This is a genomic window from Pseudomonas sp. CFBP13508, assembly GCF_005233515.1.
Taxonomy (GTDB): domain Bacteria; phylum Pseudomonadota; class Gammaproteobacteria; order Pseudomonadales; family Pseudomonadaceae; genus Aquipseudomonas; species Aquipseudomonas mercuritolerans.
This window is the reverse complement of record NZ_QFZZ01000004.1, coordinates 323,630-344,425: the sequence shown is the minus strand read 5'-3', so window position 1 is coordinate 344,425 and position 20,796 is coordinate 323,630. Positions and strand designations below refer to the sequence as shown.

Below are 20,796 nucleotides of genomic sequence, written 5' to 3'. Positions count from 1 at the left end.
TAAATGTTCATCCGCAGTGCTCAGACCAACCGCTCGATCTTCTGATGCTTCCAGACCAGCTTGTAGTAGAGGGTCTGCAAAATCAGCATTCCCAGGTAGGCAACCGGAAACGCCATCCACACACCCTGCAAACCGAACTGCCCGTCGAGCCAGTAAGCCGCTGGCAACTGGACGCCGACCACACAAATAATCGAGATGACCACCGGCACCAGTACCGTGCCGCTGGCGCGCATGATCCCGCCGATGATGGCCTGGAAGCCGAATACCAACAGGCTCCAGAGCATGATGTGCAGCAGATGCTCGGCCATCGCCCGGGTCGAGTCCTCGGTCAGGAACAGGCCCAGCAACCAGTGCGACAACAGATAACCCAGCACAATCAGGCCACCGGTCAGGCACACATTGATCAACAGCCCGGTGCGCAGGATCGGCCCCATGCGTTGCAGATGCCCGGCGCCGATGGCCTGGGCGCCGAGAATCGAGGCGGTGATCGCAATCGACAGCGCAGGGAATTGCACATAGTTGACGATCTGGGTGACTGCGCCATAGGCCGCCGTCGCTTGCGAGCCGTGCTGGTTGACCAGTGCCAGAATCACCAGCTCCGATAACGACAGCACGATCATCTGCACGCCGGTTGGCAGGCCGATGCGCAGGACCTTGCCGAGAATGACCCGGTCCAGTCGCAGCGCGGCAAAGAACTCTCGATCCGGCGCCAGCGGATGGCCCTTGCGAATCAGCCGCCAGGCCAGCCACGCCATCGCCGACAGATTCCCCGCCAGCCCGGCATACGCCGCGCTCTGAATGCCCAATGGCGGCAAACCCAGCCAGCCGCGAATCAACGCCGGCGTCAGCGCCAGCCCCACGGCGGTGGACACGATCAGCGCGAGCAGTGGCGACAGCGTATCGCTGACACCACGCAGCAATTGGGTGAACAGCACGAATACCAGTAGCGATGGCAGAATCCACAACATGACGTGGGCGTAGTCCACCGCGTCGTCGAGTACATCCATCGGCGTGCCCAGCCCAGTCAGTGCCTGGCGCGCGAACACTGTGCCGAGCACTGCGGCAACCAGACCGATCAACACCCCCAGCAGCAACGTCGCCCCGGCGATCGCCTTGACCATATGCGTTTCGCGCGCGCCCCACGCCTGGCCAATCAACACGCCCGCGCCAGCACCAAGGCCGATGACCAGGGCGATGAAAAAGAATACGACGGGGAACATGCCGGACACTGCCGCCAGCGCTTGAGTGCCGAGCATCTGGCCGATGTAGATGCTGTTGACCGTCCCGGACATCGATTGCAGGAAGTTCGACAGCACCATCGGCGCGAGAAACAGCAGATAGGTTTGCCAGAGCGGTTTGGCGAAGGTGGCGCTTTGCATTGAATGGAGGTCCATCTCGACGGCGGCAGGCCTGATTGACGATAGCTTCGGTGAGTTGCGTGCAGCGTGCAATCAACATTTCCAGACGGTGTTGATTGTCTGTTTTGCATTTGTGTAAATGCCGTGCATCGCTTTGTGTCAGTGTTGCGGCTGTGGTAAATCAGCGACTCTGTCGACACGTACTATTGAGGCTCGGTTCATGCGTAACGTTGCAAATTTTCTGCTTGGCTCCCTCCTCGCTCTGTCGGCCGCCTACGCTCAGGCGGCCGAACCCGCAGCGGCGCCTGCTTCATTGAAACCGCTACTGGCCACTTTGAATGAACGCCTGAGCATCGGTGATCTGGTTGCGTTGACCAAATGGGACAGCGGCAAGCCTATTCAGGACAGCCCGCGCGAGGCGCAGGTCATCGCCAATGCCCGAACTCTGGCCACCGAACACAAACTCGATCCGGACGACGTCGCGCAACTGATCGCCGCACAGATGGAAGCGAACAAACTGGTGCAATACGGTCTGCTCGCGCAATGGCAAGCGGCAGGTGCTGCACCGGACACACCGCGTCCGGATCTGGGCAAACAGATCCGCCCGCGCCTGGATGAACTGCAAAAGCGCTTGTTGCAGCAGTACGCCGCCTTCGCGCCCTATCGCCAGGATCCGAATTGCCCAGCATGGCTGGCCGATGTCCGCAACGGTCTGGCCGCCGATTTGCTGCACGACCTGGCGCTGATTCGTGCCAGCGGCGAGTTGTGCATCCGGGCAAAAGCGCTCTGAATCAACGCTCCTGGCAAACATCATCGGCGTCGATGTTCACCATCACGTCAATGAAGTTCTCATAAAAACTGCGCGGCGTAACATCGGCTCCAGACAAACAAACAACTTTCTGGAGCACACGATCATGAAACGCCAAACCCTTCTCGGCATCGCTTTCTCGGTTTTCGCAGTTAACGCTTTTGCAGTAACGCCTGCTCACACCCTGGTCGCTGAAGGCGGCTCGGACAAGCTGATCGAAAGCCGTCTGGCTGAAGGTGGTTCGGATCGTCTGCTCGAACGCCGTGTTGCCGAAGGTGGTTCGGATCGTCTGCTCGAACGTCGCGTTGCCGAAGGTGGCTCTGATCGTCTGATCGAACGCCGCGTTGCCGAAGGTGGCTCTGATCGTCTGATCGAACGCCGTGTTGCTGAAGGCGGTTCAGATCGACTGATCGAACGCCGTGTTGCTGAAGGCGGTTCAGATCGACTGATCGAACGCCGTCTTGCCGAAGGTGGTTCGGATCGTCTGCTCGAACGCCGTGTTGCCGAAGGTGGTTCGGATCGTCTGATCGAACGCCGCGTTGCTGAAGGTGGTTCGGATCGTCTGCTCGAACGCCGCGTTGCTGAAGGTGGCTCTGATCGTCTGATCGAGCGCCGCGTTGCATGAATCTACTGCATGACCGCAACCCCCATGAAAAAGCCCGGCCTGATCAGCCGGGCTTTTTTGCATTCAGCCGTCGCTTACTGCGCGGTTTTCAGCTTGACCACATCACCGGAGATAGTGGTGGTGTAGCCGGTCAGGACCCAGGCCCAGAACCAGTTTTCCTGAACTTGCGTGTTGATCATCGCATCGCCGCCCTTGGCTTTGATGGCCGCATCTTGCGCGCGGACGAAGCGGCTGTTCTGGCGGATCGGGATAACACCAAACAGCAGCAGGCCGGTGGCCGAGGCTTCGCTGTGGCCGACCACGGTGTACTGGTTGCTATCGTAATGTGCGGTTTTCATCGGGGCGCCGGTGCAACCTGCCAGAACCACACCGAACAGTGCGGCGGCGACTACTTTGCTGAGGTATTTCACAGTAAAACTCCATGGGGAAACGCCCGGGATCCGTCTCGCGGGCGGCGCGCATCTTAACCAAAATGATGGCTCATTGGTATCAGCCTTATTGCATTTCTATGAACCGGTTCGCTGGCCGGTCATCGGCGATGTCGCATACCATGGCGCCACTCAAATAAAGACAGACATCGCCCCCATGTTCAAAGCCAGTCTGCGTAGTCATCTCACCCTGTGGTTCGGCGGCTTGTCCCTGCTGACGCTGTTGAGTGTGGGTTTTTATGTCGGTCATATTGCTACCGAGCAGATGAAACAGGCCAGCGGCAACGCGTTGCTGAACACGGCGCGCGCGGCGGCGACTTTACTGGGCGAACAACTGCGCGAACGGCAACTGGAGGTCTACCTGCTCAGTCGCGCGCCGCATCTGGAGCGTGGTGATCTGGACAATCCAGCCATCCTCAAGTCGATGCAGTTGCGCACCCAGGCGCGCGCCGAATATGCGTGGATGGGCGTCACCGACGCCGAGGGTAATGTGCGCCAGGCCGTCAATGACCTGCTGGTTGGCCAATCCGTACAGAAACGCCCTTGGTTCCAGATCGGTCTGCGCCGCCAGTACACCGGTGATCCCCACGAAGCGGTGTTGCTGGCCAAGTTGTTGCCGGGCCTGCCCAATGGCGAGCCGCTGCGCTTCATCGATTTCGCCGCGCCAGTCCACAATGCTGAAGGGCAGGTGATTGGCGTGCTGGGCGCACATGCGCACTGGAGCTGGGTGACGCGCATCGTCGAGTCGGCGGCGTTTTCCCACAAGAACTCGGCGCCGGATATCCAGGCGCTGATCGTCGACCACGACGGCAAGGTGCTCTACCCCGAAGCGCTGATGGGTCAAGAACTGGCAATGACCGATTCGATATTGCCTGGCTGGACGGCGGCCAACGGTTACCTGACCAGCATGGTCACCGTGCCGACGCCATCGGGAACGGCGCTGTCGTGGTCGATCGCCATTCGCCAGCCATTGGAGACTGCGCTGCAACCGGCGCGGATGCTGCAATACGAATTGCTGATCCTCGGCGTATTCGCCGCCATCGTTTTCGGTCTGGTGGCTTATTATCTGGCGCTGTACCTGAGCCGGCCGATCGAACAACTGGCACGCTCGGCCAAACAGGTGCAAAACAACCAGGCCGGCGCACAGTTCCAGCTCCAGCACCCGGTGCTGGAAATCGCCCAGCTCGGCCAGTCCATCGACGCGATGACGCAATCACTGCTCGGCAAGGAGCGCGAACTGCAAGAAGCCAACGCCTCGCTGGAAGCCACCGTGGCGCAACGCACCGCCGCACTCACCGAGGCCAACGCCGAGCTGCTGAGCCTGGCCACTCACGACGGTTTGACCGGCGTTTACAACCGCCGCCGCTTTGACGAAAAAATCACTGAATACTCACTGCTGTCCCGACGCACCGGGCGCCCGTTTGCCCTGCTGCTGATCGATGCCGACCACTTCAAACGTATCAATGACAGCCACGGCCACGCGGTCGGTGATGAGGTCCTGCAACAACTGGCGACCTTGATCCAGAACAGCGTACGCAGCACCGATTTCGTCGCCCGCTACGGCGGCGAAGAGTTCGCCGTACTGCTGCCGGAAGTCGCACAACCCGACACTCCGGAAGTCGTCGCCGAAAAGATTCGCACGGCGGTCGCCGAAGCGCAGTTTCCCGGCGTCGGCAACGTCACGGTGAGTATCGGTCTCGGCCTGGCAGATCCGGCAGACAACAACCACACGGCACTCATCAAACGTGCCGATCAGCAGCTGTATCAGGCGAAGGCTGCGGGGCGCAATCAGGTGGCGTTCCATGCCCACTGACACCGGCGTATATCAACCAGAGACAGGCCGGCTCACCGACCCCATCGCTGGCAAGCCAGCTCCCACAGGGATGGGGTAATAGCGGAAATTTGGGCCGGCTGGAGAACCGCTTTCGCGAGCAGGCTCGCTCCCACAGAAAAGCAAAGCAGCGCAGCTGCCCGCGGCGAAGCCGCCCCACTCAACAATGAGCGTTAGCTCGAGTGCTTTTGATCTTGATCCACGGGCGACGTCGGAAGGCTGAGCGGAGGGATTGATCCGGGCGTGGGAGCGCAGCGACCGTCTGGCGCAGCCAGACACAGCGGAAGGAGGTGCAGCGAAGCAAACCGTAGCCGCTGCGCCCGGATCGATCCCGCAGCGAAGGAACCCCGAGCTTGCGAGGGGCCGAACGCAGGAGCAAGCCTTTTGGGTTACCTTTTTGGCGTTTGAAAAAGGTGACCCGCCGTAAGGGCGGAACCCTAAGCAGCCGTTACCGCAGCAATGGATATGTACTCAATCAGCCAGGAAACCATCGCCCGACTAGGGCTCAGCACTGAACATCTGCAGATAAGCCAACAGATTCTCCAGCTTCTCCTCATCACTCAGCCCCCAGAAAATCATCCGCGTCCCCGGCACCACCCCTTTCGGATCCTCCAGATAAGCCTTCAACGTCGCCCGATCCCAGATAATCCCCGAGTTCTTCATCGCATCGGAATAAACATAATTGGCCGAAGTCCCCGCAGCCCGGCCAATGATGCCGTTGAGCTGCGGACCAAACCCCGAACGAGCCGACTCGCCAACCTGATGGCAACCGCCGCACAGACGCGGAAAGATTTTCGCCCCGGCCTCAGGATCGCCCTCAGCCCGTGCGCTGGCGCTGGCGCTGAAGATCAAGGCCAGAAACAGTGTCGTGGTAAATTTCATTGAGCAGTCCAAACCTCGCTTTGCATGGCGTGGGCGCAGTTTACAGATAAGCGCCGATGATCGTTCTGACGGTGATCAACGCCTGACGCAACACCAGCATGTCCACCGAGCCCAGCGCCAGACGAATCGCGTGGGGCGTGTTGGTCGACAGCGAAAACGGCTCGGCGCTGGTGACCGAAATCTGCTGCTGCATCAACTCCACCACGATCTGATCGGCACGCACGTCTTCCGGCAACGGCAGCCACAAAAAATACGAAGCCGGATGAGCAATGTAGCGCAGCCCTTTCAGCACCTCGGCGGCCAAGGCCTGTCGAGCCATGGCATCGCTGCGCTTCTGCTCTTCAAGCACGGTGACGGTGCCGTCATCGAGCCAACCACAGGCAATGGCGGTCATCACCCCGGGGGTGTTCCACGTCGTCGCGCGAATGATTCGCTCCAGTGCGGGCACTTGAAGCAGCGGCGCGGCAATGAAGCCGACCCGCAATCCGGTGGCGATGTTTTTCGACAGGCCCGATACGTAAAACGTCCGTTCCGGTGCCAGTTCAATCAACGGGCATGGCGGGTTCTCGACCAGAAACGCGTAGGCCGCATCTTCGATAAGTGTCAGATCATAGCGGCGGGCAATCGCCACCAATCGTTCGCGCTGTTCCAGTGGCATCACCCAGCCCAGCGGATTGTGCAGCGTCGGCATGCTGTATACGGCGCGCACCGCACGCTGGCGACAGAGTCTGTCCAGTGCCGGCAAATCCGGGCCGTGCTCCGTCATCGGGATCGCCAGCACTTCCAGATGCAGCGCGTCGGCCAGCACCTTGAATCCCGAATAGGTCAGCGCATCGGCGGCAATCACATCGCCGGGTTTGAGCAGAGCCATCAGCGTCACCGCCAAACCTTGCTGAGCGCCGTTGACGATCAGCACTTGGTCGGCTTCAACCGCCACGCCGCGTGTCGACAAATGTCGCGCCACCGAGGCGCGTTCGTGGGCACGCCCGGCGTGGGGTTGATAACGCAACAGCGCTTCCAGATCACCGGACAACGCCAGTTGGCGCAACGCCGTGCGCAACAGTTCAGCCTGACCTGGCAAGGAGGGATAGTTGAAATTCAGGTCGATCATGCCGACCGCGACATCTTTCTGATCAATGCCCTGCCCCGGCGCCAGCGACGTTTCCCGGACAAACGTGCCGCGCCCGGCTTCACCACTGACCAGGCCCATCGCTTCAAGCTCGGCATAAACCCGTGAAGCGGTAACCAGTGCCAGTCCTTCCTGGCTCGCCAGCTGCCGATGCGTTGGCAGTCGCGTGCCCGGCGCCAATCGTCCGCCACGAATGTCTGCCGCATAGCGGTCAACCAGGGTCTTGTAACGGGAACGCGGCATGTCGGCTGTATCCATGACAATTTTTTGATTGTGCTGATTCTCGACCCTAGGATAACGACAACACAAGCCACTTTTTGAGCGCGACCGACATGCACACAACATCGACTGCGGCCCACCCGGCGCTGGAAAAAACCAGCGGCTGGATCAACGGTTTTATCGGCGTGCTGATTTTCAGCGGTTCGCTGCCGGCCACACGTTTGGCGGTGCTGGAATTCGATCCGGTGTTTCTGACCGTGGTGCGAGCAGCGATCGCCGGCGCACTGGCCGTAGCACTTCTGCTGTTGTTCAAGCAACCGCGACCGTCGCGCCATCAGTGGCTGTCGCTGTTGATTGTGGCACTGGGCGTGGTGTTGGGTTTTCCGCTGCTGACCGCGTTGGCATTGCAGCACGTAACGTCAGCGCATTCGATTGTGTTTGTAGGATTGCTGCCGCTGGCCACGGCGATGTTTGGTGTCTTGCGTGGCGGTGAGCGGCCACGGCCGGTGTTCTGGATCTTCTCGATCCTGGGCAGCGCATTGGTGGTTGGCTTCGCCCTGTCCCAGGGACTGAGCGCCTCGCCGATTGGGGATCTACTGATGCTTGCGGCGATTCTCGCCTGCGGCCTCGGTTACGCCGAAGGCGCGAAACTGTCGCGCAGCCTCGGCGGCTGGCAGGTGATCTGTTGGGCGCTGGTGTTGTCGTTACCGCTGATGACAGTGCTGAGCCTGTGGCTGGCGCCCGCCTCGTTCGCCGGCATCAGCATTTCGGCGTGGATGTGCCTGGCTTACGTGTCGCTGTTCAGCATGCTGATCGGCTTCGTGTTCTGGTATCGCGGTCTGGCACAAGGTGGAATCGCAGCGGTCGGGCAGTTGCAGTTGCTGCAGCCGTTTTTTGGTCTGGCACTGGCGGCGACGTTGCTGCATGAGCAGGTCAGTGTCGGCATGCTCGGCGTCACGCTGGGGGTGATTCTTTGCGTGGCCGGAGCGAAGAAATTCGCCAGGTAATGTTCAGTGTTCGGCTTTCCATTGCCGAGGACTGAGCCCGGTCTTGCGCCGAAACGCCCGGGCCAGCGCCGACGGACTTTCGTATCCAACCTCCTCGGCAATCAGTGCAATCGGCCGGCCCTCACGCAGGCGTTTCTGCGCAAGACTGACGCGCCAGCTCAACAGGTAATCGGCCGGCGTCTGCCCGACCACGCGGCGAAACTGCTCGGCAAAACCGGCGCGGGACTGGTTCGCCGCTGCAGCGAGATCAGCGACACTCCAAGGCTTGTGCGGCTGCTCGTGGATCAGGTTCAAGGCGCGAGACACGCGCGGATCCGCCAGCCCGGCCATCATGCCCGGTTGCTGATCACGACTGCCGATGAGATGGCGCAGCAGCAGAATCACCAGCAATTCAAACAGGCGATCCATCACCGCCACGCGCCCGCAATGCCCTTCAAAAGCTTCGTTGAACAGCCAGTCAAGGGTGCTGCGCAATTCCGGGATATCGGTGAGTTTCAATACCAGATAGTCCGGTAACGCGGCGGCCAGGGCATTGCCTGAGCCACCGTCGAAGCTCAGCGAGGCGCACACCACCTGGCTGGCCATGGCCTCGTCGGCAAACATCCGGTGAGTGAAAGGCCGGGGAAAGAAAATCAGCGACGGTTCTTCCAGGCGAATTTCCCGCTCGTTGCCCGGTTTGAGCAGCAACGCCCCGGCTTGCAGAACATGCACATGGCCGACCGGTTCGCCTTGGTGAACGCTCACGCCGCAAAACGCGCCGCTATGGAAGGTGCCGGCGTTCACACCGAAATGACTGAGTAATGTGGAAAGGCGATCCATGGCTGACTCCCGAAGGCATATCTGGACGATCTGCCGCATATCCTCGACGATTTGCCGCCAAAGCGCCATTGGCAGCCCCTAAGATCTCTCCATCGCCGCTGCACTTCGCCGCGGATTTTCGGAGAATCACCATGAGCCGCATCCCTGCAATCAGCCTCGACACCGCCACCGACGCCACCCGTCCCGCACTGGAAGGCGTAAAGAAAAAAATCGGCTTCCTGCCCAACGTCTTCACCACCCTCGCCCAGGCGCCGGTTGCATTCGACACTTACCTGCAAGCCTCGGCCATCCTCGGCAAGACCTCATTGAGCGGCAAAGAGAAGGAAGCCATCTACCTCGCCACTTCGCAGGTCAACGGTTGCGACTATTGCCTGTCCGCACACACCGTGTTCGCCGGCAAAGCCGGGCTGTCGGCGCAGGACATCATCGCGGCACGTCATGGCGAACTGAATGCCTACGCCGCCCTCGCCCGCCAACTGACCGAAACCCGTGGCCACTTGAGCGATGAACAGTTGGCCGCCGCTCGCGCTGCCGGTATCGATGACCGCAAGATCATCGAAGTGATTGCCCTGGTCGCCGTGCAGACATTGACCAACTACCTGAACAACACGGCGCTGACCGACATTGACTTCCCGGCCGTCGAGGCCTGAGCAGTCGCTCACGATCCGAGGATAAAACCGGTGGCGAAAAGACGCTCTTTTCGCCACCGCTGTTTTTTGCTGCCATGATGTAGGTCAGAATAATTCGCAGCGCAAACAGTGTCTGGTGCGCTGAAACCAAACAGCCTGTGCGCAGGTCTTTGTTCTCAGACAAATGCCCGGAAAGACACGAACCCCATGACAGACTGGTTGCAAGACAACGGCGAGATGGCCGGGCAGATCCGCCGTCACGACTGGGCAAATTCGCCCCTCGGCCCGTTGGAAAACTGGCCCGATGTACTCAAGACCACTGTCTCGCTCAGTCTCGCCTCGCATTTCCCTCAGGCGATCGTCTGGGGCCCGCAACTCATCACACTCTATAACGACGCCTTCGTACCGATTCTCGGCGACAAGCCGCACGCGTTGGGACGCCCTTTCAGCGACATCTGGAAGGAAGCCTGGCACGAGATCAGCCCGATTGCTGAGGCCGCGTACGCCGGCCAGGCCACTTACATCGAAAACTTCGCTCTGCAGATCGAACGCGGCAAAGGCCCGGAGCAGGCGTTCTTCACTTTTTGCTACAGCCCGATTCGCGACTCCCACGGCAATGTCGTCGGCATGATCGACACCGTCACCGAGACCACCCAGACCGTTTATCTCAACCGACGCCTGGCCGTCCTCGATGCCATCGGCGAAGCGGTGACCAATGCCACGGATGCGCAAGCAATCCTGGCGGCAAGCACGCGGCTGATGGTCGAGCAACTGCGTCTGTCCAATTGCGCCTACGCCGACATGGATGCCGACGAAGATGGTTTCACCATTCGCGGCGACTATGCAGCGCCGGGTTCGCCGAGCATCGTCGGCCACTACCGTTTGCGCGATTTCGGCGAGAAAGCAGTACGTCTTCTGCGCGCGGGTCAACCTTTGGTGATCCACGACAACCGCAGCGAATTGCCGCCGGAAGAATCAGCGACCTTTCAGGGCATAGGCATCACCGCCACCATTTGCGTGCCGCTGATCAAGCAAGGCCGTCTTACCGCGTTAATGGCCATTCACGACAAAGTGCCGCGTGTCTGGTCGAGCTTCGAACAGGCGCTGCTCAGCGAAGTCACCGAACGTTGCTGGGCGCACATCGAACGGGTGCGCGCCGATGCCAACGTGCGCGAGGGCTTGCTTGCATTGGCCGAACTCAATGCCACGCTGGAGCAACGGGTCGAAGAGCGCAGCCTGCGTCTGGCCCAGGCCGAGTCGGCGCTGCGCCAGTCGCAGAAGCTCGAAGCCATCGGCCAATTGACCGGCGGCGTGGCCCACGATTTCAACAATTTGCTGACGATCATTCGCTCGTCGGTGGATTTTCTGCGCCAGCCCAACCTCCCGGAAGAACGCCGCCAGCGCTACATGCGCGCGGTTTCCGATACGGTCGAGCGCGCCTCCAAGCTGACCAGCCAGTTGCTCGCCTTCGCCCGCCGTCAGCCGCTCAATCCGCAGGTAGTCGACGCCGGCGAACGTTTGGCAAACATCGGCGAGATGCTCGAATCGGTCACCGGCGCGCAGATTCACGTGTGCGTCGAGCGCCCGGATCACCCCTGCTACATCCGCGTCGATCTCAGTCAGTTTGAAACCGCGTTGATCAACATCGCCCTGAACGCTCGCGACGCCATGAATGGTCAGGGTGAGCTGAAATTGCGCCTGGAGTGCCATAAAGCGCTGCCGCCGATTCGCGGCCACGCTGGGTCCAGCAGCCATTTCGTGTCGATTGCCTTGGCCGACACCGGTGCCGGCATCGACGCACACACCCTCGAACACATCTTCGAACCGTTCTTTACCACCAAGGCTGTCGGCAAAGGCACGGGTCTGGGGCTGTCGCAGGTGTTCGGCTTCGCCAAGCAATCGGGTGGCAACGTCGATGTTTCAAGCGTGATTGGCCAAGGCACTGAGTTCACCTTGTATTTGCCGCAAGTGCCGGCGGACGAGGCTGAACTCGACGATACCGAGGACGATGGCGAGGTGCAGCCGGCCTGCGAAAAACGCCGGGTGCTGGTGGTCGAAGACAATCTCGACGTCGGCCGTTTCGCCAACCAGATCCTTCAGGACCTGGGCTATGAAACCGCGTGGGCGACCAACGCCGAAGAAGCCCTGCAACTGGCCGGCGGCGATGCCATGGCGTTCGATGCGGTGTTTTCCGACGTGGTAATGCCGGGCATCACCGGCGTCGCATTGGCCAAGGAGTTGCGCCAGCGCCGTCCCGATCTGCCGGTGATTCTGACCTCTGGCTATAGCGAAGAACTGGCCCGCAGCGGTTACGAAGGTTTCGAATTTCTCGCCAAGCCCTACTCCGCCGAACAGGTCTCGCGAATTCTCGGCAAGACCTGGCTCAAGGATGCAACGCCCGCGATTTCAGTCGTGATCGACGCCGGCGCGCTTGAGTAATTTTTTGCAGCGCTCCGACAGATGAAACACCTGGAGATGCTTGCCAGCCTTGGCGTAGCGCTCACGCAGGGTTTTCAACGCGGCAATCGCCGAGTAATCGACAAAGCTCAGGTGTCGGCAGTCGAGAGTGACTTTGGCCGGATCGTTGGCCGGATCGAATTGGTTGAGAAACGGCGTGGTCGAGGCAAAGAACAGCGTGCCGTGCAGGCGATAGAGCTTGCTGCCGTCCGCTTCCAGATGTTCATCGGCGTACAGTTCGCGGGCCTGCTGCCAGGCGAAATTGAGCGCGGCGATGATGATCCCGCACAGCACGGCCGTGGCCAGGTCGGTGAACACGGTGATGGTGGTCACGGCGATGATTACCAGCACATCGTGCAGCGGCACCTTGTTGATCACTCGCAACGAAGCCCAGGCGAAGGTCTGCTGCGACACCACGAACATCACCCCGACCAGCGCGGCGAGCGGAATACGCTCGATCAGCGGTGACAGAAACAGAATGAACAACAGAATCAGCACCCCGGCAACCACGCCAGACATGCGCCCGCGCCCGCCGGAGCTGAGATTGATTACGGTCTGGCCGATCATCGCGCAACCACCCATGCCGCCGAACGCGCCGGACACCATGTTCGCCGCGCCGAGCGCCACGCACTCACGATCCGGATAGCCACGGGTTTCGGTGATTTCGTCGGTCAGGTTCAGCGTCAGCAGGGTTTCCAGCAGGCCGACCATCGCCATCAGGATCGCGTACGGGGCGATGATGCGCAGGGTTTCCAGGCTCCACGCAATGTCCGGCATGGCGAAAGTCGGCAGACCGCCGGCGATGTGCGCCATGTCGCCGAGGGTGCGGGTCGGCAAGCCGAACAGGTAAACCAGCAGGCCGACGCCAAGGATCGCCACCAGCGCCGGCGGCACCGCTTTGGTCAGGCGCGGCAGGATGTAAACGATGGCCATGGTCAGCAGCACCAGCCCGGTCATCAGGTACAGCGGCGTACCGCTGAGCCAGTGCTCGCCGCTTTTGAAATGCTCCAGTTGCGCCAGGGCGATGATGATCGCCAAGCCGTTGACGAAACCGAGCATCACCGGATGCGGCACCATGCGCACCAGTTTGCCCAAGCGCAACAGCCCGAACGCCATCATGATCAGACCACCGAGCAGCACCGTTGCCAGCAGATATTGCACGCCGTGTTGCACCACCAGCGCGACGATCACCACCGCCATCGAACCCGCCGCACCGGAAACCATGCCCGGTCGGCCGCCAAACAACGCTGTCAGCGTGCAAATGATGAACGCGCCGTACAGGCCCATCAGCGGATTGAGATGCGCGACCAGCGCGAAAGCAATGCATTCGGGCAACAGGGCGAACGAGGTGGTGAGTCCGGCGAGGACATCGGCGCGCAGACGAATCGGTTTCATGGCTTACCTGACAGAGCGGCCGTCGAGCACGGCCGCTGTTTTCGCGAAAAAAGAGGGAGGCGAATGTTACGGAATTGTTCGGCCTCGGGCCAGTGAAACACTGACATCGGTTGGCGCGGGCTGGGAATGGAAAACCTGATTGCTCAATGATGGCACTCTGCCCATAATTCGCACCCCCTTATGTTCTGTGCAAGGTATTGCCGTGAAGAAGTCTCTGCTGTTGATCCCGATGCTGGCGCTGCTGCTGCAAGGTTGTGGTATGACCATGACCCGCTACGAGCCGAGTTATGAAAACGTTCAGAAGCTCAAGCAGACCCCGCCTCTGAATGCGATCAGCAATCCGCAGGTCACCGCCGAATCAGGCGAAGGTTCTCTGGTAGTTCGCGCCAACCCTGTCCGCTCGCCGTCCGGCAGCATCCCGGCGCACATTCAGGACGCCATCACCGAAGAACTGCGCAAGGCCGGTCTGCTCGACCCGCAGGCTCAGCGTCAGTTAAAGGTTCTTGTGGTGAAAAACAACCTGTCCGCCGGGATGGGCACAGGCGACGGCCAGCTCGCTGCACGCTTCACTCTGCTCAACGGCAGTGATGTGGTGTACGACGCGACCAAAGATGTCAGCAGCCAGTGGAGCAGCAGCTTCTTCGGTTTCATCGCGATCCCGAACGCGGTCAACGCCTACAACCCGATGCTGCGTGATTTGCTCAAAGAGCTGTACAGCGATCCGAAATTTATCCAGGCGCTGAAGTAACCGACAAAAAAAGAGCCGCGATTGCGGCTCTTTTTTGGCTTCATGCCCGGGGAATACCGGCGTCCAGTGCCGAGTACTTCAGGTTGTTGTTATCAACCATCTGCTTGAGCAGCGCATTGACCTGACGGGTGAAGGTGTCGTTCACCGCGTCCTTCGGCGTGTTGGCCATCAGCGGAATGAACCAGATGCCGATCCAGGTGCCCACGGCGTCGTGGTTGCTCGCCGTCGTCACGGCCTGACCCTGCCCATCCTGCGCTTCCAGGCTCAGGGTGTACTGATCGCTGCCGTAGGCCGGGATGATCATCATGCTCAAACCACTGATGAAGGCCAGCACCATGGAACCGGCGTTCGGTGGATGGTTGTACATTTTCAGACGCAGGCTGTAGTCACCCGGCTGTTTCTCGAATTCGTCCAGCGTGACCCGACCAAACAGTCCGGAATCGGCAAGAATCTTCTGCAGCTGTGGCTTGAGTTGATCGCGCGCTTGCGGCACTTCCACTGCCGAGGCACTTTTCGGTTCGCCCTGGTAAAAGTCGAAATCGACGTAGACGTTTGGCTTGTTGGCGTAGTTGGCCATCGACGGCAGTGTCACCGGGGCCACTTCGTCTTTGGTGAAACTGGCACAACCGCCCAGCGCAAGAACCAGCCCCAGCGCCAGCATTTTCCCGAATTGCATGATGTCCGTCCCTTAGATGATTACCAGATGATGGCAATGCGCCTCCACCGCAGAAGCGGGCGGATTCTAGAGACAGCAATCGATTATGAAAAGGCTGAAGGGAAAAAATAGTTCGCATCGAAGCTTCGAGCATGGTCAGGGCATGAATTCCAGTTCCGACGTTCCATTGTTTTTGAAGCGCTCATACCAGGCTTGCAGAACATCAGGGAGCTTCTGCTTCCACTGCTGCGCATTGGTGTAGTAACGAAGATGTTCCTTGCCGCGGTCATCGTAGCTTTTGAAGATCAGCCAGACCTGCGCGTCGTCGGCACTCATCAGGATGCCGATGCCACCCAGACCACGCATCCACATTTCTACCACCTGAGCATCGGGCACATCTTTTGAGGCCTCGCCGATCTGCAATGAACCGGAGGTTTCCACGAGTTTCTGGTAGTCAGTCTTGAGCAGCGAACGCAGTGCCTGATCTTCTGCGGGCGTGCGAGCCAGACCGAGGCTGAGCAGATCGTAATCCAGCTTCAGCGGTTGTTCGGAAGCAACGTACCGACCGGCGTAATACACGCCCATGCCTCCGCCGCAGTCGGAGTCCACACCGGTTTGCGTGACGTTCAGTACGCCATTGATGGGCGTGAAGGCGAGTTTGCAGGCGTCCTCGGCGTACACGGCTGTTCCATCCGTGAGTATGGCAACGCCAGTCAAGTCTCCGGAATTGGCGCCCTCGCCTGCCGAGATATCGATGGCGATATGTGTAGCATCACGACGTTGGGTGACAAGCGTCGCCGAGGTCGAGGTGCCGGGCGGGATCAGTTGCCAGTTGGCATCCCAACTGAAGGGCTGAACCGCGTGTTCGAGCTCGGTGAGGCGCATCAGGTATTCGCGCCGCAGACATGCGCTCAGGGCACCGCAGGCGTTGCGGTTTTTCAGCCATTGGCGTTGGTCGGTTTTCAGAGCCTTGGGATCGGCAACTTTGCCCAGCGTTGTCCGCCATTGCTCGGCGAGCTTGTCGTCAAGGGTTGAGAGGTAGGGATCGCTGCAGATGGCTTTTTCGGTTTTGCTGGCGGCGCTGGTGCAATCGAAACTGCTGGCGTGAGCGGTGCAGGCAAGGACGAGAGAGGTCAGCGCCACGGCGTGACGCAGGGAGATAGCGAACATCGAGAGATTCCATTCTTCGGGCGGCGGGGAGTATGCCAGTGCTGCTGCCGTAAATCGCCGTTGTCGTAGAGCCTGCTCACCCCTGTGGGAGCGAGCCTGCTCGCGAAGGCGGTATATCAGTCGGTTTGATGTTGGCTGTAACAGCGCTTTCGCGAGCAGGCTCGCTCCCACAGGGGTTTTGTGTGAGTTCAGAAGGTGATTTGGGCTGCCGGTTTGACGTCGATTCGCGCCACGGAACTGGTCAGGGCGGCGAAGTCCTTGTTGTGTTCGGCAATGATGTCCTCGGCGCTCATGTTGCCGTTATCCACCGTCGAATGCGCATCCTGCGCGACGACGATGTCGTAGCCCAGTGAATGCGCGCTGCGCACCGTGGCGTTGACGCAGTAATCGGTTTGCAGGCCGCAGATGATCAGGCGTTCGAAGTCCTCGCTGGGCAGCAGCTTGCCGAGATCGGTCTGGTAGAAAGAGTCCCCGGTAGTTTTGCCTACACGCAGGTCTTTCGTCGAAGTCAGCAGACCGTTAGCCAGTTGCCAACCGTCCGCACCATGCACGAACGGACCGTCCTTTTCTTCATGCTGGATCAACACTACCGGAACGCCAGCGTCGCGGGCGCGCTGGCTCAGATCGTTGATCGTGGCGATCACGCGGTCGATTTCAAAGCACTGATATTCACCAGCACACAGGGCTTGCTGGACATCGATGATCAGTAATGCGGTGGTCATGTCGAGCCTTCCTTGATCAGTCCTTGAGAATGGGGCGGACCTGCGCCCGCCCCTTTTTACTCCGCTCAGTAACCCAAAGACAAGCCGGTATTGCGCCGTGGATCGTTGGCGCCGTAGAAGCGATTCTTGCCAACCGGTTTGCCGTCCAGTGACGGCGCGCCGACCAGAATCGCGGCGATGTGGTTGGGATCCTGCGGGCCGGCAAACTTGTGGCCCCAGCTCTCGAGGAGCTTTTTCGTATCCGGGCTGGCGGCGAAGTCTTCGAGGTTGGTTTCCTCCGGCATCCACTGCTGATGGAAGCGCGGCGCGTCGACCGCTTCCTGCAAGCCCATGCCGTAATCGATGACGTTGAGCATGGTCAGCAAGGTCGCGGTGATGATCCGGCTACCACCCGGCGTGCCGACCACCATCACCACTTTGCCATCCTTGGTGACGATGGTCGGACTCATCGACGACAGCGGCGCTTTGCCCGGTGCGATGGCATTGGCTTCCCCCTGAACCAGACCGTACATGTTCGGCACGCCGACCTTGGAGGTGAAGTCGTCCATTTCGTCGTTGAGGATCACCCCGGTCTTGCTCGCCATCACGCCGGCGCCGAACCAGTCATTAAGGGTGTAAGTGACCGAAACGGCATTGCCCCACTTGTCGACGATCGAATAGTGCGTGGTGTTGCTGCCTTCATGCGGCGCTACACCGGGTTTGAGCTCAGCCGACACGCCGGCCTTTTGCGGCTGGATGGCGTTGCGCAGTTTGGTCGCATAGTTCTTGTCCAGCAGATGCTCGATGGGATTTTTCACGAAATCCGGATCGCCAAGGTAGCTGTTGCGATCGACGTACGCGTGGCGCATCGCTTCGATCTGGTAGTGCATGCCCTGAGCCGAATGGAAGCCCAGGTCCTTCATCGGATAGCCTTCGAGGATATTCATGATCTGGCAGATCACCACCCCGCCGGAGCTTGGCGGTGGCGCCGAGACCACGTGATAGCCGCGATAATCGCACTCAACCGGGGCCAGTTCGCGGGTTTTGTATTTGTCCAGGTCAGCCTGGGTGATGATGCCTTTGTTGGCCTGACTGGAGGTGACGATGGCATCGGCGACCCAGCCTTTGTAGAAGCCGTCGGCGCCCTTGTCGGAAATCGTCCGCAGGGTTTTCGCCAGATCCTTTTGCACCAGTTTCTGCCCGACCTGCATCGGCTCGCCGTTGCTGAGGAAGATCGAGCCGGAATCGCGCATGTCCTTCTTGAACACATCCGTCGCGTACTCAAGCAACTCGACATCGCCCTGTTGCAGTTCGAAACCGTCTTCGGCCAGTTTGATCGCCGGGGCAATCATCTCCTTGCGCTGTTTGGTGCCGTATTTGCTCAGCGCCAGCTCCATGCCAGACACTGTACCCGGCACGCCGACCGCCAGGTGCCCGCGGGTGCTCAGGTCCGGGATGACGTTACCGTCCTTGTCCAGATACATGTTGGCGGTCGCTGCCAGCGGCGCTTTTTCGCGGAAATCGAGAAAGCTCTTGCGCCCGTCCGCCAGTTGAATGGTCATGAACCCGCCGCCGCCGAGGTTGCCCGCAGCCGGATAGACCACCGCCAGCGCATAGCCCACCGCGACCGCCGCATCCACGGCGTTGCCGCCGCTTTTCAACACATCGACACCCACATGGGTCGCCAGATGTTGCGCGGTGACCACCATGCCGTTTTCCGCCGCAACCGGCGCCACTGATGCCGCGTGAGCCATGAGACAGCTGAGCGCCAGGGAGGTCGCAATGAGCGATCTGGCCAAAGGTTCGTACTTCATGAGTCGATCTCTTTTTGTTTTCGGGGACTGCGCAAACGCAGGGCAACGCTTCAGGAGCAACAAGCAGTATGGTCGGCTTTACGTATTGCGCCTCCCCGTTCAGCCAGTATGCTGAGCCATCGCAGCCGTCGGCAGCTCCTGCCCGAATCAAGCGAAGAGGTTGTTCATCGCCGCGTACTGCAACAGCATGATGGTCTTGGCATCGCAGATCTCGCCGCGTTGAAACGCTGCCAGTGCCTCATCGAAGCCCCACTCGAGCACTTCCAGTTCTTCGGTTTCCTCTTCCAGGCCACCACCGTCGCTGACTTTGGACGCGGCGTCGTATTCAGCGATAAAGAAGTGCAGTTTCTCCGTCACCGAACCGGGACTCATGTACGCCTCGAATACTTTTTTCACGTCGTGCACGCGATAACCGGTTTCCTCCTCGGCTTCGTCACGAATGCGTTGCTCTGGGGCGGCACCTTCCAGCAACCCCGCCGCCACCTCGATGAGCAAACCATCGTGACCATTGACGAACACCGGCAAACGAAACTGGCGGGTCAGCACCACCGTGCGGTTTTCGCGGTTGAACAGCAGAATCGCCGCGCCGTTGCCCCGGTCGTAGACCTCGCGGGTCTGGCGCTGCCACTCGCCGTTGTTGCGGTGGTAATCGAAGGTGATTTTCTTCAGCAGATACCAGTCGTGGGACAACACCTGAGTGTCGACGATGTTGACCCGTTCGGCTGTGTTGGACATCGCGTCTGATCCTGTCTTCGTGGGGGACTGCCATGGTCGGACAATTGCGCAGACAAAAAAAGCCCGGCAGCGCTACCGGGCTCGTTCCGCTCCCGCGGTTACTGGAAGTCGACGTCGAAGGCCTGGTAGAAAGCGTTGCCGGTGTTGGCGACGATCCACATCAGCACAATGACGTGATGACCCTGCTTGTTCGCAGGCAGCTTCACTTGATGATCGACCTTGGCCTTCAATTCATCAGCATGGCTGTAATACGGCACTTGCGGGTAGAAGTCTTCGAAGAACGGCTGGGTTTCCAGCTGCGCACGGCTGATGCGTTGCTGTGGATCCCAGCCGTCTTTGGTGATCAGCCAGCGATAACCACGGGTGGTGTGCGGCGCGGTGTAGGCCCAGCTGACCTCAAGAATCTGGCCCGGATGGACGTTGAGCAGCGGCCAGTTGAATAAACGGCCGAGCTTCTTGCTCATCTCCTCGCCGGTGCAATTGACGCAATCGCGGGCATCGGTCTTGCCGCCGCTGAGAATGTGGCCATCGGCCGGCGGCGCGACGCTGTCCGAGTCGGTCTCGAAAGGTTGCGGGAAAGGTCCGGCGTCCAGGGCCGGAAAGTTCTTGCCGCCCTCCATTTCATTGACTTGCCAAGCGCCGAGCAGGCCGAGGTCGATGGCCACTGCGCCGCGACTCGCTGGCGAGATGACACGACCGTGTTTGAGTTGGGTTTGTGGGATTGCCTGATTCATCTTCTTCACTCCGTTGATTTGAGAACTCTCCTTCCCGAGGAGAGGCCTTCAAGCTAGCGGAGGTGAATTTTTTGTCCATCGGCGCCTTTGTCACGATGCGACTGTGCAGGACGTCGAAAACCCGAAAAGACTGGATGGATAACCAGTACCAGTCGACACATCGCACTCAACGTGTAGCTGAACACCTACACGCCGAGTCGCCTTTGGTCATTCAGACAGTTGCGCCTGATACTCCTTTTCGTACTGCCCGGCGAGTTGGGTTTTCTGTTTATCGTCGAGCAGCTTGCCGGCCATCTGGAAGAATTTGTGCTCTTCTTCCTCGAGGTGGTGATGAACCTTGTCGGAAAGCTTTTTGGCCGTGGCCAGCCAGGCCGGACTGGACATTTCGGTCTCGTCGAGCTCTTCCATCATCTCGTCCATTTCGTGGTGTTCGGCGATGGCGTGGCGGCTCAGGTCCACGCCTTCATCGATTTCCATCAACGGAATGTAGAAATGCCGCTCTTCAGCGGTTTCATGCGCTTGCAGTTCTGCTTTGAGCTGCTTGTAGGCCTCGACCCGCTCAGGGCTGTCGCCGCTGGTCGCGATCAAAGCCTTGGCGTAAGTGCGCTGGCGCTCGTGGCTTTCGCGCAGGGCTTCAAAAATATTCACGGGA

General features: G+C 60.0%; 20 protein-coding genes. 7 read left to right on the top strand and 13 right to left on the bottom strand.

The features are described from left to right. Positions 1-20: 20 nt before the first annotated feature. Entirely contained in the window at positions 21-1,379 is a 1,359-nt protein-coding gene (locus PspCFBP13508_RS13740) for an MATE family efflux transporter (RefSeq protein WP_137214813.1), read from the bottom strand. A 199-nt stretch (positions 1,380-1,578) separates the two neighbouring features. Here PspCFBP13508_RS13740 and PspCFBP13508_RS13735 point away from each other — a divergent pair, with 199 nt between their 5' ends. Both PspCFBP13508_RS13735 and PspCFBP13508_RS13730 read left to right on the top strand, forming a co-directional pair. Next, the gene (locus tag PspCFBP13508_RS13735) at positions 1,579-2,148 is read left to right on the top strand and encodes a chorismate mutase (RefSeq protein WP_130912851.1); all 570 of its coding nucleotides are present in this window, start codon (positions 1,579-1,581) and stop codon (positions 2,146-2,148) included. A 124-nt stretch (positions 2,149-2,272) separates the two neighbouring features. Continuing rightward, positions 2,273-2,791 carry a phage infection protein gene (locus PspCFBP13508_RS13730; RefSeq protein WP_137214812.1) on the top strand — a complete coding sequence of 173 codons (519 nt, stop codon included), beginning with the start codon at positions 2,273-2,275 and terminating at the stop codon, positions 2,789-2,791. Between the two features lie 74 nt (positions 2,792-2,865). On the opposite strand, the gene PspCFBP13508_RS13725 is transcribed toward PspCFBP13508_RS13730, so the two are convergent. After that, the gene (locus PspCFBP13508_RS13725) at positions 2,866-3,201 is read right to left on the bottom strand and encodes a hypothetical protein (protein WP_101162605.1); all 336 of its coding nucleotides are present in this window, start codon (positions 3,199-3,201) and stop codon (positions 2,866-2,868) included. Between the two features lie 175 nt (positions 3,202-3,376). Between PspCFBP13508_RS13725 and PspCFBP13508_RS13720 the strand changes: the two genes are divergently transcribed. Then, positions 3,377-5,032, top strand: a complete 1,656-nt coding sequence (locus PspCFBP13508_RS13720) for a diguanylate cyclase (protein WP_137214811.1) — start codon at positions 3,377-3,379, stop codon at positions 5,030-5,032. A gap of 516 nt (positions 5,033-5,548) precedes the next feature. Here PspCFBP13508_RS13720 and PspCFBP13508_RS13715 read toward each other — a convergent pair. Both PspCFBP13508_RS13715 and PspCFBP13508_RS13710 read right to left on the bottom strand, forming a co-directional pair. Then, complete coding sequence (locus tag PspCFBP13508_RS13715; protein ID WP_137214810.1) at positions 5,549-5,932, bottom strand: cytochrome c family protein; 384 nt, start codon at positions 5,930-5,932, stop codon at positions 5,549-5,551. A gap of 40 nt (positions 5,933-5,972) precedes the next feature. Beyond that, the gene (locus PspCFBP13508_RS13710) at positions 5,973-7,304 is read right to left on the bottom strand and encodes a PLP-dependent aminotransferase family protein (protein ID WP_137214809.1); all 1,332 of its coding nucleotides are present in this window, start codon (positions 7,302-7,304) and stop codon (positions 5,973-5,975) included. 89 nt (positions 7,305-7,393) lie between these two features. Between PspCFBP13508_RS13710 and PspCFBP13508_RS13705 the strand changes: the two genes are divergently transcribed. Further along, entirely contained in the window at positions 7,394-8,287 is an 894-nt protein-coding gene (locus tag PspCFBP13508_RS13705; protein ID WP_137214808.1) for a DMT family transporter, read from the top strand. 3 nt (positions 8,288-8,290) lie between these two features. Here the strand turns inward: PspCFBP13508_RS13705 and PspCFBP13508_RS13700 are convergent, their stop codons facing one another. After that, a complete protein-coding gene (locus tag PspCFBP13508_RS13700) occupies positions 8,291-9,106 on the bottom strand; it encodes an AraC family transcriptional regulator (protein ID WP_130899270.1) in 816 nt (271 codons plus the stop codon). Between the two features lie 131 nt (positions 9,107-9,237). On the opposite strand from PspCFBP13508_RS13700, the gene PspCFBP13508_RS13695 reads away from it, so the two are divergent. Continuing rightward, positions 9,238-9,756 carry a carboxymuconolactone decarboxylase family protein gene (locus PspCFBP13508_RS13695; RefSeq protein WP_110645511.1) on the top strand — a complete coding sequence of 173 codons (519 nt, stop codon included), beginning with the start codon at positions 9,238-9,240 and terminating at the stop codon, positions 9,754-9,756. Between the two features lie 186 nt (positions 9,757-9,942). Next, the gene (locus tag PspCFBP13508_RS13690) at positions 9,943-12,174 is read left to right on the top strand and encodes a response regulator (protein WP_137214807.1); all 2,232 of its coding nucleotides are present in this window, start codon (positions 9,943-9,945) and stop codon (positions 12,172-12,174) included. Here PspCFBP13508_RS13690 and PspCFBP13508_RS13685 read toward each other — a convergent pair. Continuing rightward, complete coding sequence (locus PspCFBP13508_RS13685; protein ID WP_137214806.1) at positions 12,142-13,587, bottom strand: SulP family inorganic anion transporter; 1,446 nt, start codon at positions 13,585-13,587, stop codon at positions 12,142-12,144. The two genes, PspCFBP13508_RS13690 and PspCFBP13508_RS13685, sit on opposite strands and share 33 nt — an antisense overlap. A gap of 202 nt (positions 13,588-13,789) precedes the next feature. On the opposite strand from PspCFBP13508_RS13685, the gene PspCFBP13508_RS13680 reads away from it, so the two are divergent. Further along, positions 13,790-14,335 carry a hypothetical protein gene (locus PspCFBP13508_RS13680; RefSeq protein WP_130912886.1) on the top strand — a complete coding sequence of 182 codons (546 nt, stop codon included), beginning with the start codon at positions 13,790-13,792 and terminating at the stop codon, positions 14,333-14,335. Positions 14,336-14,375: 40 nt separating this feature from the next. On the opposite strand, the gene PspCFBP13508_RS13675 is transcribed toward PspCFBP13508_RS13680, so the two are convergent. From PspCFBP13508_RS13675 to PspCFBP13508_RS13645, 7 genes are all read right to left on the bottom strand, one after another. Beyond that, a complete protein-coding gene (locus tag PspCFBP13508_RS13675) occupies positions 14,376-15,011 on the bottom strand; it encodes a hypothetical protein (RefSeq protein ID WP_130912885.1) in 636 nt (211 codons plus the stop codon). Positions 15,012-15,146: 135 nt separating this feature from the next. Then, positions 15,147-16,160: a lysozyme inhibitor LprI family protein gene (locus PspCFBP13508_RS13670; protein WP_137214805.1), complete on the bottom strand. Its 1,014-nt coding sequence runs from the start codon at positions 16,158-16,160 to the stop codon at positions 15,147-15,149. Positions 16,161-16,348: 188 nt separating this feature from the next. Beyond that, on the bottom strand, positions 16,349-16,882 hold the full coding sequence (locus PspCFBP13508_RS13665) for a cysteine hydrolase family protein (protein ID WP_137214804.1): 534 nt from the start codon (positions 16,880-16,882) through the stop codon (positions 16,349-16,351). A gap of 65 nt (positions 16,883-16,947) precedes the next feature. After that, on the bottom strand, positions 16,948-18,675 hold the full coding sequence (ggt, locus tag PspCFBP13508_RS13660; RefSeq protein WP_137214803.1) for a gamma-glutamyltransferase: 1,728 nt from the start codon (positions 18,673-18,675) through the stop codon (positions 16,948-16,950). Between the two features lie 147 nt (positions 18,676-18,822). Beyond that, a complete protein-coding gene (locus PspCFBP13508_RS13655; RefSeq protein ID WP_137214802.1) occupies positions 18,823-19,410 on the bottom strand; it encodes an NUDIX domain-containing protein in 588 nt (195 codons plus the stop codon). A 98-nt stretch (positions 19,411-19,508) separates the two neighbouring features. Further along, positions 19,509-20,144 carry a lytic polysaccharide monooxygenase auxiliary activity family 9 protein gene (locus tag PspCFBP13508_RS13650; protein WP_137214801.1) on the bottom strand — a complete coding sequence of 212 codons (636 nt, stop codon included), beginning with the start codon at positions 20,142-20,144 and terminating at the stop codon, positions 19,509-19,511. A gap of 207 nt (positions 20,145-20,351) precedes the next feature. Beyond that, positions 20,352-20,792 carry a hemerythrin domain-containing protein gene (locus PspCFBP13508_RS13645; protein ID WP_016775257.1) on the bottom strand — a complete coding sequence of 147 codons (441 nt, stop codon included), beginning with the start codon at positions 20,790-20,792 and terminating at the stop codon, positions 20,352-20,354. Between the last annotated feature and the right edge of the window lie 4 nt (positions 20,793-20,796).

Excerpts from the sequence above, each read along its gene's own strand:
- PspCFBP13508_RS13715 (WP_137214810.1), bottom strand. The coding sequence starts at position 5,932 with ATGAAATTTACCACGACACTGTTTCTGGCCTTGATCTTCAGCGCCAGC.
- PspCFBP13508_RS13650 (WP_137214801.1), bottom strand. The coding sequence starts at position 20,144 with ATGAATCAGGCAATCCCACAAACCCAACTCAAACACGGTCGTGTCATC.
- PspCFBP13508_RS13655 (WP_137214802.1), bottom strand. The coding sequence starts at position 19,410 with ATGTCCAACACAGCCGAACGGGTCAACATCGTCGACACTCAGGTGTTG.
- PspCFBP13508_RS13730 (WP_137214812.1), top strand. The coding sequence starts at position 2,273 with ATGAAACGCCAAACCCTTCTCGGCATCGCTTTCTCGGTTTTCGCAGTT.
- PspCFBP13508_RS13735 (WP_130912851.1), top strand. The coding sequence starts at position 1,579 with ATGCGTAACGTTGCAAATTTTCTGCTTGGCTCCCTCCTCGCTCTGTCG.
- PspCFBP13508_RS13705 (WP_137214808.1), top strand. The coding sequence starts at position 7,394 with ATGCACACAACATCGACTGCGGCCCACCCGGCGCTGGAAAAAACCAGC.
- PspCFBP13508_RS13690 (WP_137214807.1), top strand. The coding sequence starts at position 9,943 with ATGACAGACTGGTTGCAAGACAACGGCGAGATGGCCGGGCAGATCCGC.
- PspCFBP13508_RS13700 (WP_130899270.1), bottom strand. The coding sequence starts at position 9,106 with ATGGATCGCCTTTCCACATTACTCAGTCATTTCGGTGTGAACGCCGGC.
- PspCFBP13508_RS13740 (WP_137214813.1), bottom strand. The coding sequence starts at position 1,379 with ATGCAAAGCGCCACCTTCGCCAAACCGCTCTGGCAAACCTATCTGCTG.
- PspCFBP13508_RS13675 (WP_130912885.1), bottom strand. The coding sequence starts at position 15,011 with ATGCAATTCGGGAAAATGCTGGCGCTGGGGCTGGTTCTTGCGCTGGGC.
- ggt (WP_137214803.1), bottom strand. The coding sequence starts at position 18,675 with ATGAAGTACGAACCTTTGGCCAGATCGCTCATTGCGACCTCCCTGGCG.
- PspCFBP13508_RS13670 (WP_137214805.1), bottom strand. The coding sequence starts at position 16,160 with ATGTTCGCTATCTCCCTGCGTCACGCCGTGGCGCTGACCTCTCTCGTC.
- PspCFBP13508_RS13710 (WP_137214809.1), bottom strand. The coding sequence starts at position 7,304 with ATGCCGCGTTCCCGTTACAAGACCCTGGTTGACCGCTATGCGGCAGAC.
- PspCFBP13508_RS13665 (WP_137214804.1), bottom strand. The coding sequence starts at position 16,882 with ATGACCACCGCATTACTGATCATCGATGTCCAGCAAGCCCTGTGTGCT.
- PspCFBP13508_RS13720 (WP_137214811.1), top strand. The coding sequence starts at position 3,377 with ATGTTCAAAGCCAGTCTGCGTAGTCATCTCACCCTGTGGTTCGGCGGC.
- PspCFBP13508_RS13695 (WP_110645511.1), top strand. The coding sequence starts at position 9,238 with ATGAGCCGCATCCCTGCAATCAGCCTCGACACCGCCACCGACGCCACC.
- PspCFBP13508_RS13685 (WP_137214806.1), bottom strand. The coding sequence starts at position 13,587 with ATGAAACCGATTCGTCTGCGCGCCGATGTCCTCGCCGGACTCACCACC.